Here is a 12,734-nt window from a genome sequence, read left to right on the forward strand (position 1 = left end):
CGCCGACGCGGCCGCCGCCGCCTTTCCGGCCTGGTCCCGGACCGGCCCGGGCGAGCGCCGCCGCATCCTGCTGGCCGCCGCCGACCGGCTGGCCGCCAGGATCGACGATTTCATCGCCGCCATGGGCGCTGAGACCGGCGCCACGGCCGGCTGGGCGCATTTCAATGTCGGGCTCGCCGCCGACATGCTGCGCGAGGCGGCCGCACTCACCACCCAGGTCACCGGCGAGGTGATCCCCTCCAACCGCCCCGGCTCGCTGGCCATGGCGGTGCGCCAGCCGGCGGGCGTGGTGCTCGCCATCGCGCCGTGGAACGCGCCGGTCATCCTCGGCGTGCGCTCGCTCGCCACCCCGCTGGCCTGCGGCAACACCGTGGTGTTCAAGACCTCCGAGATCTGCCCGCGCACGCACCGGCTGATCGTCGAGGCGCTGCGCGATGCCGGCCTGCCCGCCGGCGTGCTCAATGCCATCTCCAACGCCCCCGACGACGCCCCGGAACTGGTCGAGGCGCTGATCGCCCATCCGGCGGTGCGTCGCGTCAACTTCACCGGCTCGACCCGCGTCGGCCGCATCATCGCCGAGACCTGCGGGCGCTACCTGAAACCGGCACTGCTGGAACTGGGCGGCAAGGCGCCGCTGGTCGTGCTCGACGACGCCGACATCGAGGCGGCCGTCGCCGCCGCCGCCTTCGGGGCCTATATGCACCAGGGCCAGATCTGCATGTCGACCGAGCGCATCATCGTCGACGACACGATCGCCGACGCCTTCGTCGAGAAGCTGGCGGCCAAGACGACGACGCTCAAGGCCGGCGACCCACGCGAGGGCAAGACGCCGCTCGGCTCCGTCGTCGATCCCACCGCGGCCCAGCGCATCGAGGCCCTGGTGCGCGATGCCGTGCAGAAGGGCGCAGTGCTGGCCGCGGGCGGCGGCGTGCGCGGCACGATGATGGACGCGACCCTGCTCGACCGCGTTACTCCCGGCATGCGCATCTACCGCGAGGAGAGCTTCGGGCCGGTGGCCGCGATCGTCCGCGTCGGCAGCGTCGACGAAGCGGTGCGCGTCGCCAACGACACCGAATACGGGCTGGCGGCCGCGGTGTTCGGCGGCGACGTGGGGCGGGCGCTGGACGTCGCCGGCCGCATCGAGAGCGGCATCTGCCACGTCAACGGCCCCACCGTGCACGACGAGGCGCAGATGCCGTTCGGCGGCGTGAAGGCCTCGGGCTACGGCCGCTTCGGCGGCAAGGCCGGCATCGCCGAATTCACCGAACTGAGGTGGATCACCATCCAGGACGGCGAAATCCACTACCCGATCTGACGGCAGCGAGCGGGTGGGGGCTTACCCCACCCCCCATCCACGGAGCCGTCACCCTCGGACGTGTTCCGAGGGCCCAGACTTCGCACGCCGGCAGTGGCGCAACCCTTCCCGGCCCGCAATTCAGCCTGGGTCCTCGGGCGGCGCTGCGCGCCCCCGAGGATGACGCTCCGCGGGTGGGGCGTGAATGGCGGCCCCAGGCGAAGGTTGCTAACCCCCGAACCGAACCTGCTCGAGCAGTTGCGCCGCCAGCCGCGTGCTGGCGCCGGCGGTGATGCACAATGGCGGCAGGGCCAGCCATTCCAGCGTCCAGGCGGCGCCGGAACGCTCGTTCTCGTGCACCAGCGCCTGGTTGAGCGTGCCGGAAAGCCCGGCGGCGTGGCGGGCCAGCGCCACCAGCACCTCGGCGGCGACGGGGTTGGACTTGTGCGGCATGGACGAGGAGCCGCCGCCGCCCGCCAGCGTCACCTCGCCGACTTCGCTCTGGGCCATGAGCGCGATATCCGCCCCGAACTTGCCCAGGCTGCCGGCGATCAGCGCCAGCACGGCGCCGAACGCGACCAGCGGGTCGCGCTGGTTGTGCCAGGGCGACGCGAGCCCGAGATCGAGCCGTTCGGCCAGCCGCCGCGCCACCTCGTCGCCCTTGCCGGCAAAGCTCTGCCGGTCGCCGACCGGGCCGCCGAGCTGGACGACGAGCACTTCGCGGCGCATGAGGGAGAGGGCCTGGCGGTGCCGGCCGAGCGGCTCGCGCCAGCCGGCGAGTTTGTCCGCGAGCGTCACCGGCAGCGCCGCCTGCATGCGCGTGTGGCCCATCAGCCGGGTGCCGCCGGCACGCTCGGCGAGGGCGTCGAAGCCGCGCTCCAGCCCGGCGAGCCGCGCCTCGAGCAGCCCGATCAACCCGGCGAGGCGCAGCACCAGCGCGGTATCGACGGCGTCCTGGCTGGTCGCTCCCAGATGCACGGCCGCGTCATGCGGCGCCCCGACTGCGGCGCGCAACTGGCGCACCAGCGCCGGCACGACGACGCCGTCGGCGGCCATGCCCCGCGCGAGGTCTTCAGGGTCGGGGCTGAAGCTGCGGCAGGCGGCGGCGATCGCCTCCGCCGCCGCCTCCGGGATCAGCCCGGCATCGGCTTGCGCCCCCGCAAGCCCCGCCTCGAAGGCGAGGATGGCGGCGAGTTCGGCGGCGTCGGCGAACAGGGCCTCGACCTCCTCGTCCCCGGCAAGGGCGGCCAGCAGCGGTCGTCTCGGTGCGCTCACGGCTCCCTCAGATGTCGAAGAACACGGTTTCGTCCTCGCCCTGCAGGCGGATGTCGAGCACGTAGTGGCCGGGTCCGGCGGCCTTCGCCACCAGCGTCTTGCGCCGGAATTCGGGGACGCGCCGCAACACCGGATCCTCGGCATTGGCGTCGGCCTCGTCCTCGAAATAGAGCCGCGTATGCAGGCCGATATTGATGCCCCGCGCGACGATCCACAGCGTCACGTGCGGCGCCTGCGCCCCCCCGTCCGGCGCCGGCACGCGTCCGGGCTTGACGGTTTCGAAGCGGAACCCGCCCTTGTCGTCGCAGGCGCAGCGGCCGAAGCCGAGAAAGTCCGGGCCGGGGGCACCGACCGGGGCCGGATCGGGGGCGAAGGCGCCGTTGGCATCGGCCTGCCAGGCCTCGACGACGGCATCGAAGACCGGCGCGCCGGCGCCGTCGAAGACGCGGCCGGAGATGACGATGCGCTCGCCCGGCGTGTCGGGGGTCAGCATGGTCGCGCCGAGGTCTTCGGGATAGACGCCCCTGATGCCGAGCCAGTTCGGCGTCAACCCGATATGCACGTAGGGCCCGGCCGTCTGCGAGGCACGCTCCTTGAGCGGTAGCACGTGGTTCGGCATCAGTTGCCCTCCCGCTTGTTCTCGAAGAAGGTCTGGCGCGGGCCGCGCAGGACGATGTCCCAGCGATAGGCCAGCGCATCCATCGGCACGGTGTTGAGCCGGTCGAGCTTGGCGGTGAGCTGGTCCACCGCCGCCTTGTCGGTGATGCCGCCCACGATCGGGCACTGCGCGATCATCGGGTCGCCCTCGAAATACATCTGCGTGATCAGCCGCTGCGCGAAGGCGTGCCCGAAGATGGAAAAGTGGATATGGGCCGGCCGCCAGTCGTTGACGCCGTTGGGCCAGGGATAGGGCCCGGGCTTGACGGTGCGGAAATAGTAGTTGCCGCCCTCATCGGTGAGCGTGCGCCCGCAGCCGCCGAAATTGGGATCGAGCGCCGCCTGGTAGCCCTCGCGCCTGTGGCGGTAGCGGCCGCCGGCATTGGCCTGCCAGAACTCCAGCAGCGCATTGGGCACCGGCCGGCCGGTTTCCTCGAGCACCTGGCCATAGACGATGATGCGGGGGCCGATGGCCTCGCCGCCGTCCTGACTGTAGTTGTGGATCAGGTCGTTGTCGAGCGGCCCCAGCAGCGAGTGCCCGAAGCGCGGGCCGGTCAGCTCCGAAGGGGTGCTGTCGAGCGACAGCAGCGCATGCCGGGGCGAGCGGAGCAACGAGCTCTTGTAGTTCGGCGTCAGCGCCGGCGGGTGCCAGAGCCGGTCGCGCGCGATAAAGCCGCTCATGCGATCCCTCCATCGGTGTCGAGCTTGGCCAGCTCTTCATTGGCCGTCTTGTAGGCCTTGTTGGCCGCCGGAATGCCGGCATAGAGCGCCACATGCAGCAGCACTTCCTTGATGTCCTGCGCCGTGGCGCCGGTATTGGCGGTGGCGCGCACGTGCATGGCCACCTCCTCGTCGTGCCCGCCGGCGGCGAGCAGCGCGATGGTGATCAGCGAGCGCTCCCGCCGGGTGAGCCCGGGCCGCGACCACACCGCGCCCCAGGCGGTTTCGGTGATGAAGCGCTGGAAATCCTCGGTGAACTTGGTCTTGCCGCGCTCGGCGCCCTCGACATAGCTCTCGCCGAGGACCGCCCGGCGCGTGGCCATGCCGGCCTGGAACCTGCTGTCCTGCTCAGACATAGCCCATCTCCGTGAAATAGCCCTGCATCAGCGCCGCCAGCCGTTCCGGCTGCTCGATCATGGGCAGGTGCCCCGCCCCGGCGATGGTCTCGAAGCGGGCATTGGGCAGGGCCGCGGCCAGGGCCCCGACCACGGCCGGCGGCGTCGAGCCGTCCTCTTCGCCCACGACCACCAGCGTCCGCAGCGCGATCCGGCCGGTGCCGTCCCGCAGGTCGGCGTCGCGCAGCGCCGCGCAGGTGCCGACATAGCCCTCGACCGGCGTGCGCTCGAGCAGGTTGCGCCAGCCGGCGAGCTCGATCGGCCGCCCCTCCCGGAACGCCCGGGAGAACCACCGCTCCAGGATGGCGCCGCTGATCGAGGCGATGCCGCCGGCGGCGATGGCGGCGATGCGGGCGTCCCAGATCTGCGCCGGGCCGATGCGGGCGGCGGTATCGCACAGCACCAGGGCCGCGAGCCGCTCCGGACTGGCCGCGGCGAGGCCCTGGGCGATCATGCCGCCCACCGACACCCCGGCGAGCGCGAAGCGGTCGAGCCCGAGCCCGTCCGCCAGCCCCGCGAGGTCCGCCACGTGCTCGGCCATGGTGTAGGGGGCGGCCGGCGCATCCGACAGCCCGTGCCCGCGCTTGTCGTAGGAGATGATGCGGTAGCGCTCGGCGAGCGGCGCGATGACGGCGTCCCAGATGCGGCAGTCGGTGCCGAGCGAATTGGCCAGCACCACGGGCGGCGCATTGCCGCGCCCGGCCTCGCGGTAATAGAGAGTGACGTCGTTGCTGTGCAGGAAGCTCATCGCCGCCCCCGCCGTCCGGCGCTCTCGACAGATAACTCCAAACTTATATAAGCTTTGGCGGACATGTTGTCGTTATAGCCCGTTCATAAGTTGTTCAGCCAGCAGCCAGAATGGTGACCATGGCGCGCCGTGCGCTCGACCCCCGCATCAAGCTCCGCCACATCGCCTGCTTCCTCGAGGTGGCGCGGCTCGAAAGCGTGGTCAAGGCGGCGGACGCCCTCGCCATCAGCCAGCCGGCGGTGAGCAAGACCATCCAGGAACTCGAGGCGGTGCTCGGCGTCGCGCTGTTCGACCGCAGCCGCCGCAACCTCGTGCTGTCGCCCTTCGGCGAGGTCTTCCAGCGCTACGCCGCCGCCAGCGTCACCGCCCTGCGCCAGGGCGTTGATTCCATTGCCCGCGCGCAGAGCGACGCCGTCGTCGTCAAGGTCGGGGCGCTGCCCAGCGTCTCCGCGCGCGTGCTGCCGCAGGCGGTCGAACGTTTCGCGGCCCAGGGGCTGAGCGCCCGCACGCGCATCGTCTCGGGTCCCAACGACTATCTGCTCGGCCTGCTGCGGCTGGGCGACGCCGACATCGTCATCGGCCGCATGGCCGAACCGGGAGCGATGACGGGCTTCTCGTTCGAGCATCTCTATTCCGAGCGGGTGCTGCTGGTGGTGCGGGCCGGCCACCCGCTGCTGCGCCACGAGCCGTTCGACCTCGCCATGATCGAGGGGTACCGGATGCTGATGCCGCCGCCCGGCTCGGTGATCCGGCCGCTGGTCGACCGGCTGATGCTGGCCCACGGCGTCACGCAACTGCGCGACGAGGTGGAGACGGTATCCAACGCCTTCGGGCGCGCCTTCACCCGGCTGTGCGATGCCGTCTGGGTCATTTCCGAGGGGGTCGTGGCCGCCGACATCGCCGCCGGCGAGCTCGCCGCCCTGCCGGTCGATACCGCCGAGACGCTCGGCCCGGTGGGAATCACCACCCGCACCGACACGGCGCTCTCTGTGCCCGCCGAAATCTTCCTGCAATGCGTCCGCGACATCGCCACGCAATTCCGTTGAGCCGCTGTTTGCCTGCGCAATCTGGCAGAGCCGCGGCCGCGGGCCTAATGAAATCCCTGGCCTCGCATAGAACGGCGCGGTTATAGTGCCGCGGCTTGCGCCTGGGCCGGTCACCGCCGTACATTGCGGCCGGCAACGACACGAAGGCCGGACGCATGACGGAACTTGACGCGATCGACCGGCGCATCCTCGCCGAGCTGCAAATCGACGGGCGCATGACCAACGCCGAATTGGCGCACCGCGTCGGGCTCGCGCCCACCTCGATGAGCGATCGCTTCCGGCGCCTGCAGAAGCACGGCTACATCACCGGTTTCGGCGCGCGGCTCGATCCGCACAAGCTGGGCTTCGGCCTGCTGGTCTTCGTCGAGGTGCTGCTCGACAAGACCACGCCCGACGTCTTCGCCAAGTTTGCCGAGGCGGCACGGAACTCCCCGCAAGTGCTCGAATGCCATATGGTCGCAGGGGGCTTCGACTATCTGCTGAAGACCCGTCTCGCCGACATGACCACCTACCGGCGGTTCCTCGGCGAGGTGCTGCTCACCTTCCCGGGCATCCGCGAGACGCGCACCTATGCGGTGATGGAGGAGGTCAAGAACGACGGTCCGCTGCCGCTGTGAGCCGCATCCGGCGGGAACAGGGCCGGCAGAGCGGTACGTGCCCGGCCCGGGCCGTACGGTCTGGTGAGCAGGACAGATTGGAGAAGATTGGAGCGGGCGATGGGATTCGAACCCACGACCCTAACCTTGGCAAGGTTATGCTCTACCCCTGAGCTACACCCGCGCCCCAACGGCCAGCGATGACTTGGCACCGCGTCGCCGCGCGCCTATATGCCGAATCGAACGCAGCTTTGCAACCCAAAACTCGGGCCGCGGCAGCGCCGCATCCCCGGGGCTTGTTTTTGGGCCCGCAGGGCCACACTACTGACAGCACGAGCCTCTAGCCGAACGGCGGGAACCCCAAGCACATGAACCTCAACGGCGCCACCAATGCAACTCCGGCCGCAGCCGCCGGCGCAGCCCCCCTGATCAAGGACTCCACCGACCGCACCTTCAAGGCCGACGTCATCGACGCTTCGCTGGAGGCACCGGTGCTGGTGGATTTCTGGGCCCCCTGGTGCGGCCCGTGCCGGCAGCTGACGCCCAGCCTCGAGAAGGTGGTCAACGAGAAGGCCGGCCAGATCCGGCTGGTCAAGATCAATATCGACGAGAACCCCGGCGTTGCCGGCCAGCTCGGCATCCAGTCGATCCCGTCGGTGTTCGCCTTTGCCGGGGGCCGCCCGGTGGACGGCTTCATGGGCGCGCTGCCGGAAAGCGAGGTGCGCCGCTTTGCCGACAAGGTGATCGCCAGCGCCCCGGCGGGAGCGCCGCCGGCCGGCTCGCTCGAGGCGCAGATCAAGGAGGCCCTCGACGCTGCCGCCGAGGCGTTCGCGGCGGGCGATTTCGGCCGCGCCGCGCAGATCTACGAGGCCGTGCTGCAGCATCAGCCCGACCACGGCGGCGCCCTGGTCGGCCTGGCGCGAACCTACCTCAAGACCGGCCAGACGGACGCGGCGCAACAGGCGCTTGATCTCGTGCCGGAAGCCGAGCGCAAGGGCGACGACTACGGCGCGGTCGCGGCGGCGCTCAAGCTGCACAGCGAGGCGGCGGGGCTGTCCCAGGCCGGCGAACTTCATGCCCGGATCGAGGGCGATCCCGACGACCTGCAGGCCCGCTACGACCTTGCCGTGGTCCTCAATGCCGAGGGCAAGCGGGTCGAGGCGGCCGAGGTGCTGATCGGGCTCATGCGCCGCGACCGCGGCTGGAACGACGATGCCGCCCGCAAGAAGCTGCTGGAGTTCTTCGACGCCTGGGGCGCCAAGGAGCCGGCGACCATCAAGGGCCGGCGGCTGCTGTCGTCGCTGCTGTTCTCGTAGGCGATAGGCATGCTGAAGCGGCCGGCCAGCCCCGCTGATCTGCCCGGTTCGGTGCCGGTGTTTCCGCTGACCGGCGCCCTGCTGCTGCCGTTCGCCCAGCGCCCGCTCAACGTCTTCGAGCCGCGCTACATCGAGCTGGTCGACCACGCCCTGCGTGGCGACCGGCTGATCGGGCTGATCCAGCCCGTCGATGCCAGCGAGGAGAGCCCTCCCGGCCGCCCGCCGCTGCACAAGATCGGCTGCGTCGGCCGCCTCAACCATTTCGAGGACAATGGCGAGGGCCGCTACTTCATCATTCTCGAGGGCGTCTGCCGCTTCGAGCTGACGGCGGAACTGGAGGTGTCGACGCCGTTCCGGCAGGGCGCGATTTCGGCGACGGCCTTTGCCTCCGACTTCGAGCGGGAATACGGCCAGGAGGCGGTCGACCGCCCGCGCTTCCTCAAGATGATGCGCGACTACGCCGAGTTCGGCAGTTTCGAGCTCAACTGGGCGGAGATCGAGCGCACCGGCACCGCCGACCTCGTCAATTTCTGCTGCATGGTCTCTCCGTACGGCGCCAAGGAGAAGCAGCTGCTGCTGGAGGCGGCCTCGCTCGAGGACCGCGCCGAGGCATTGATCGCCATGGCCGAATACGAGATGGCCCGCGCCGGCGGCGGACCGGCGCCGCTCAATTGACCGGCGCCGCACCGCAGCAGGTCGATCGCCGGACCCTCGAGGTCCTCGTCTGCCCGCTCACCAAGACGCGGCTGACGCTGTCGGCCGACGGCACCGAGCTGATCTCGCTGGCCGCTCACCTCGCCTTTCCCATTCGCCTGGGGGTGCCGCTGCTGAGCCTCGACGAGGCGCGCCAGATCGACCCCGACGAGCTGGGCCGCACCTTGCCCGACCTGCACGACCCCGACTAGATCGGATGGCCTTTCAGCAGCCGCGGACCGCCATTCCCGGTCCCCGCGGCGCGCGCGATCATGGCATCCTTGAGCAGCGGCAGCCGGTCGACCACGCCCAGGCCGAAATCCCTGAGCGCCCGCACCGGGGCCACGTCGTTCGAGAACAGGCGGTTCAGCGTGTCGGTGAGCAGGCCCATGCGCGCCGTGTCGAACCGCCGCCAGCGCTGGTAGCGCTCGAGGCTGTCGGTGGCGCCGTGGTCGAGACCCAGCCGCATGGCGTCGATCACGACCTCGGCCAGGGCCGCGACGTCCTTGAGGCCGAGATTGAGCCCCTGCCCGGCGATCGGATGCACGACATGGGCGGCGTCGCCGACCAGCGCCAGGCGCGGCGCGATGAAGGAGCGCGCCAGCTGCAGCCGCAGGGGGAAGACCTGCAGCGGCTCTTCGACGCGCACGCTTCCGAGGCTCGAGCCCATCACCGCCTCGATCTCCTTGGCCACGTCGTCGAGCGGCAGCTGCCGGTAGCGTGCCGCCGCCTCGGGCGTCTCCGTCCACACCAGCGACGAGCGTCGCCCCGCGAGCGGCAGGCTGGCGAAGGGCCCGGCCGGCCGGAAATGCTCGTAGGCGGTGCCCTCGTGCTCGAGCTCGTGCCCGATGGTGGTGACGATGCCGGACTGACGGTAGTCGTGGCCCACGGTCGTGATCCCCGCCATGGCGCGCAGCGCCGAATTGCCGCCGTCGGCGGCGACCACCAGCGGGGCGGTAAGCACCCTGCCGTCCTTGAGCGTGACCTGCGCCCCGCCCGCCGTCACGGCGGTGCCGGTGATTTCGACCGGCGCGACGAAGTCGACCTTGTCCGCGAGCGCCCCGAGCAGCGCCTCGATCGTCGCGGTGTTGGGCAGCATGTGGGCGAACGGCTCGCCCGGCGCCACCTCGCCCTCGAAGCGCAGGAACAGCGGGCGCGAGATATCGCCCCGGCCCGAATCGGTGATCTTCATCCTGAGGATCGGGGTGGCATGCGGCGCCAGCGCCGGCCACAGGCCGAGCGCCTCGAACGCCCGCCGCGCCCCGGCGGCGATGGCGGAGGCGCGCTGGTCGTGCGGCACGGCGAAGGCGCGCCGGTCGAGCAGCGCCACCCGGATGCCGGCGACGGAACGGACCAGCGCCAGGGCCAGGGTGAGCCCCACCGGGCCTCCCCCGACGATCACCACGTCATAGCTGTCCTTGCGCATGGCCTGCCTCCTGGTTCGCCCCTTGTCGCCCCCCCGCGTCCGCACCGCAAGGGGTCGGGTCGCCTGCCCATTCCGGCGGCAATTGCTGCAGCACTGCCCGCGTCTTGGGCAATGCACAGGGACTCTCCGCCTGCAGGCAGCGCCGCCTGCGACCGCGCCGGATCGGATCATGCAGCGGATTCATGGCATTGGCAGGTCAGGGGGGAGTTGGCACGGCGCTTGATTTGCGATGACCGGCAAAGCGTCGCACCCTCGCACGGAGGCGCCGCCGCGCCCTGATGCCGGCATTTTTGGAGATTTGACCATGACTGGTTTCAAGACCTCGGCGATCCTCGGGGGGGCGGCACTGGCCGCCTTTGCCGTCGGGCTTCCGGCGCTCGCCCAGGAGGCCGCCGGCGCCGGGGCGGCGGCGGCCGTCGCGCCGGTGATCGACAAGGGCGACGTCGCCTGGATGCTCGTCTCCACCCTGCTCGTCGTCCTCATGACCATCCCCGGCCTCGCCCTGTTCTATGGCGGCCTGGTGCGGGCCAAGAACATCCTGTCCGTCCTCAGCCAGGTCTTCGCCGGCTTCGCCATGATCGCCCTGCTGTGGGTGGCCTACGGCTATTCACTGGCCTTCGGCGCCGGCGAAGGCGGCCTGTCGGCAGTCATCGGCGACACCGCCAAGCTGTTCCTTGCCGGGGTCACAGCCGAATCGAGGGCGGCGACGTTCTCGGCCGGGTTCGAACTGCCCGAACTGGTGTTCGTCACCTTCCAGCTCACCTTTGCCGCCATCACCGCCACCCTGATCGTCGGCGCCATCGCCGAGCGCATGAAGTTCGGCGCGGTGATGCTGTTCCTCGCCATCTGGTTCACCTTCTCCTACCTGCCGATGGCGCACATGGTGTGGGCCGGCAGCGGCTACCTCTACACTCTCGGCGCCTACGACTTCGCCGGCGGCACGGTGGTGCACATCAATTCCGGCGTCGCCGCGCTCGTCGCCGCCATCCTGCTCGGGCCGCGCGCCGGCTTCCTGCGCGAGCCCATCCCCCCGCACAATCTCAGCCTCGTGTTCATCGGCGCCTGCCTGCTGTGGGTAGGCTGGTTCGGCTTCAACGCCGGCTCCAACCTCGAGGCCAACGGCCTCACGGCCCAGGCCTTCCTCAACACCGTCACGGCCCCGGCGGCGGCGGCGCTGGCCTGGGGCGTCGCCGAGAAGCTGACCCGCGGCCACGCCAGCCTGCTCGGCTTCGCCTCCGGCGCGGTCGCCGGGCTCGTCGCCATCACTCCGGCCGCCGGCTTTGCCGGCACCATGGGGGCGATCGTGCTGGGCGCCGTCGCCGGCCTCGCCTGCCTGTGGGCGGTGTTCACCCTGAAGCCGGCCCTCAGATACGACGACAGCCTCGACGTCTTCGGCATCCATGGCGTCGGCGGCATCGTCGGCGCCCTGGGCACGGCCGTCGTCGCCAGCCCGGCCCTGGGCGGCTATCCGCTGGCCGGCTACGAGATGTGGGGGCAGTTGCTCAAGCAGCTGACCGGGGTCGGCATCGTCATCGCCTGGTCCGGCCTCGTCACCGTCGCCGCCATGTTCATCGTCAAGGCGGTGTTCGGCGGCGTGCGCGTCGCGGAATCGGCCGAAACCGACGGGCTCGACCTGTCCAGCCACGGCGAGCGCGCCTACAACTGAGGCGCGGACCGGCGGCGCCGCTCGGCCGCGGGTCCGTCTCCCGGTGTTTCTTTGCCGGCACCCCTGCGGTTAGCACGGGATTAACTATGCCGACCTAGCATGGGTACGGACCGGGTGCCACGACCCGGCCTGTCCCGCCAGTTTGTGTAGAGTGTCCTGGACGATGCCGGCACAGCCCCTGCTCGAAGATTTCGGCCCCGCCCCGAGCCCCGCCATCGCCATCCGCATCCCGGTGCGGCTCATCGGTGCGGTGGTGCTCGGCGTCGTCGCCGTGACCATGGTTTCCCTGGCCTCGTGGTCGGTCGATGACCCGAGCCTGTCCTATGCGACCGACGCGCCGGTGCAGAACTGGCTCGGCTATCCCGGCGCCGTCATCGCCGACATCTGTTTCCAAGTCTTCGGCCTCGGCATCCTCGCCGTGCTGGTGCCCCCCGCGCTGTGGGGCTGGAGCCTGCTGCGCCTGCGCCTGCCGGCGAAGATGGGGCTGCGTCTGATCGGCTGGCTGGCGGCCAGCCCGCTTGCCTGCGGCATCCTCGCCTTCGTCGCCGCACCCGCCAGCTGGCCGCTGCCGACGGGCCTCGGCGGCCTCGTCGGCGCCGGCTTCGCCAACCTCGCCGCGCTGCTGCTCGGCGAGGACCCGCAGCCGGTGACCGGCATCCTGTTCGCCATCATCCTCGCCGCGCCAACCGCGGCGCTGTTCTGGCTGGCCATGGGACGGGGCCGCTCCGGCGCTTCGGCCCCCGCCCGGGCCGGCAAGCCGGCGCCGGCCGGGGCCCGCCCCAGCACCGCCGACGACGACATCGAGCCCGAGCGCGATTCGGTGCTGACGGTCCTGATCGGGGGTCTCGTGCATCTGGGCTTTTCCGCCCGTACCGCCTGGCGCCGGGCCCGTCTCAGTCTCA

Annotated in this window: 14 protein-coding genes and 1 tRNA gene; 8 read left to right on the forward strand and 7 right to left on the reverse strand. The window is 70.9% G+C overall.

The features are described 5' to 3' along the window. On the forward strand, window positions 1-1,315 hold a 1,315-nt coding region (locus VGD93_RS10375; protein ID WP_395011766.1), incomplete at its 5' end, for an aldehyde dehydrogenase. A gap of 207 nt (window positions 1,316-1,522) precedes the next feature. On the opposite strand, the gene VGD93_RS10380 is transcribed toward VGD93_RS10375, so the two are convergent. Genes VGD93_RS10380 through pcaD form a run of 5 tightly spaced genes read right to left on the reverse strand, consistent with a single transcriptional unit; the run spans window position 1,523 to window position 5,089 of the window. Beyond that, window positions 1,523-2,569 carry a 3-carboxy-cis,cis-muconate cycloisomerase gene (locus tag VGD93_RS10380; RefSeq protein WP_395011767.1) on the reverse strand — a complete coding sequence of 349 codons (1,047 nt, stop codon included), beginning with the start codon at window positions 2,567-2,569 and terminating at the stop codon, window positions 1,523-1,525. 7 nt (window positions 2,570-2,576) lie between these two features. Further along, entirely contained in the window at window positions 2,577-3,188 is a 612-nt protein-coding gene (gene pcaG / locus VGD93_RS10385; RefSeq protein ID WP_395011769.1) for a protocatechuate 3,4-dioxygenase subunit alpha, read from the reverse strand. Next, on the reverse strand, window positions 3,188-3,907 hold the full coding sequence (gene pcaH, locus VGD93_RS10390) for a protocatechuate 3,4-dioxygenase subunit beta (RefSeq protein WP_395011770.1): 720 nt from the start codon (window positions 3,905-3,907) through the stop codon (window positions 3,188-3,190). Before pcaH ends, pcaG begins: the two co-directional genes overlap by 1 nt. Next, entirely contained in the window at window positions 3,904-4,302 is a 399-nt protein-coding gene (gene pcaC, locus VGD93_RS10395; protein WP_395011772.1) for a 4-carboxymuconolactone decarboxylase, read from the reverse strand. Before pcaC ends, pcaH begins: the two co-directional genes overlap by 4 nt. Next, window positions 4,295-5,089: a 3-oxoadipate enol-lactonase gene (pcaD, locus tag VGD93_RS10400; protein ID WP_395011774.1), complete on the reverse strand. Its 795-nt coding sequence runs from the start codon at window positions 5,087-5,089 to the stop codon at window positions 4,295-4,297. Before pcaD ends, pcaC begins: the two co-directional genes overlap by 8 nt. 119 nt (window positions 5,090-5,208) lie before the next feature. On the opposite strand from pcaD, the gene pcaQ reads away from it, so the two are divergent. Further along, window positions 5,209-6,135: a pca operon transcription factor PcaQ gene (gene pcaQ / locus VGD93_RS10405; RefSeq protein ID WP_395011776.1), complete on the forward strand. Its 927-nt coding sequence runs from the start codon at window positions 5,209-5,211 to the stop codon at window positions 6,133-6,135. Between the two features lie 155 nt (window positions 6,136-6,290). Continuing rightward, window positions 6,291-6,752 carry an Lrp/AsnC ligand binding domain-containing protein gene (locus tag VGD93_RS10410; protein WP_395011778.1) on the forward strand — a complete coding sequence of 154 codons (462 nt, stop codon included), beginning with the start codon at window positions 6,291-6,293 and terminating at the stop codon, window positions 6,750-6,752. Window positions 6,753-6,840: 88 nt separating this feature from the next. Here VGD93_RS10410 and VGD93_RS10415 read toward each other — a convergent pair. Further along, window positions 6,841-6,915 (reverse strand) — tRNA-Gly (locus VGD93_RS10415). A 184-nt stretch (window positions 6,916-7,099) separates the two neighbouring features. Between VGD93_RS10415 and VGD93_RS10420 the strand changes: the two genes are divergently transcribed. From VGD93_RS10420 to VGD93_RS10430, 3 genes are read left to right on the forward strand one after another with little or no spacing between them, the layout of a single operon-like run. Continuing rightward, window positions 7,100-8,047 carry a tetratricopeptide repeat protein gene (locus tag VGD93_RS10420; protein WP_395011779.1) on the forward strand — a complete coding sequence of 316 codons (948 nt, stop codon included), beginning with the start codon at window positions 7,100-7,102 and terminating at the stop codon, window positions 8,045-8,047. 9 nt (window positions 8,048-8,056) lie between these two features. After that, entirely contained in the window at window positions 8,057-8,722 is a 666-nt protein-coding gene (locus tag VGD93_RS10425; RefSeq protein ID WP_395011780.1) for an LON peptidase substrate-binding domain-containing protein, read from the forward strand. Further along, the gene (locus VGD93_RS10430; protein WP_395011782.1) at window positions 8,719-8,952 is read left to right on the forward strand and encodes a Trm112 family protein; all 234 of its coding nucleotides are present in this window, start codon (window positions 8,719-8,721) and stop codon (window positions 8,950-8,952) included. Before VGD93_RS10425 ends, VGD93_RS10430 begins: the two co-directional genes overlap by 4 nt. Here VGD93_RS10430 and VGD93_RS10435 read toward each other — a convergent pair. Next, window positions 8,949-10,166: an FAD-dependent oxidoreductase gene (locus VGD93_RS10435; RefSeq protein ID WP_395011783.1), complete on the reverse strand. Its 1,218-nt coding sequence runs from the start codon at window positions 10,164-10,166 to the stop codon at window positions 8,949-8,951. The two genes, VGD93_RS10430 and VGD93_RS10435, sit on opposite strands and share 4 nt — an antisense overlap. 298 nt (window positions 10,167-10,464) lie before the next feature. On the opposite strand from VGD93_RS10435, the gene VGD93_RS10440 reads away from it, so the two are divergent. Both VGD93_RS10440 and VGD93_RS10445 read left to right on the forward strand, forming a co-directional pair. After that, window positions 10,465-11,832: an ammonium transporter gene (locus VGD93_RS10440; RefSeq protein ID WP_395011785.1), complete on the forward strand. Its 1,368-nt coding sequence runs from the start codon at window positions 10,465-10,467 to the stop codon at window positions 11,830-11,832. Between the two features lie 163 nt (window positions 11,833-11,995). Then, window positions 11,996-12,734 (forward strand): DNA translocase FtsK 4TM domain-containing protein (locus tag VGD93_RS10445; RefSeq protein ID WP_395011787.1); only part of this gene is annotated, 739 nt, incomplete at its 3' end.

Source organism: Devosia sp. (assembly GCF_036406155.1).
GTDB lineage: Bacteria > Pseudomonadota > Alphaproteobacteria > Rhizobiales > Devosiaceae > Devosia_A.

Bases quoted from the DNA above. Each gene is read 5' to 3' on its own strand.
- pcaG (WP_395011769.1), bottom strand. From the start codon at position 3,188: ATGCCGAACCACGTGCTACCGCTCAAGGAGCGTGCCTCGCAGACGGCC.
- pcaH (WP_395011770.1), bottom strand. From the start codon at position 3,907: ATGAGCGGCTTTATCGCGCGCGACCGGCTCTGGCACCCGCCGGCGCTG.
- pcaC (WP_395011772.1), bottom strand. From the start codon at position 4,302: ATGTCTGAGCAGGACAGCAGGTTCCAGGCCGGCATGGCCACGCGCCGG.
- pcaD (WP_395011774.1), bottom strand. From the start codon at position 5,089: ATGAGCTTCCTGCACAGCAACGACGTCACTCTCTATTACCGCGAGGCC.
- pcaQ (WP_395011776.1), top strand. From the start codon at position 5,209: ATGGCGCGCCGTGCGCTCGACCCCCGCATCAAGCTCCGCCACATCGCC.
- VGD93_RS10410 (WP_395011778.1), top strand. From the start codon at position 6,291: ATGACGGAACTTGACGCGATCGACCGGCGCATCCTCGCCGAGCTGCAA.
- VGD93_RS10420 (WP_395011779.1), top strand. From the start codon at position 7,100: ATGAACCTCAACGGCGCCACCAATGCAACTCCGGCCGCAGCCGCCGGC.
- VGD93_RS10425 (WP_395011780.1), top strand. From the start codon at position 8,057: ATGCTGAAGCGGCCGGCCAGCCCCGCTGATCTGCCCGGTTCGGTGCCG.
- VGD93_RS10435 (WP_395011783.1), bottom strand. From the start codon at position 10,166: ATGCGCAAGGACAGCTATGACGTGGTGATCGTCGGGGGAGGCCCGGTG.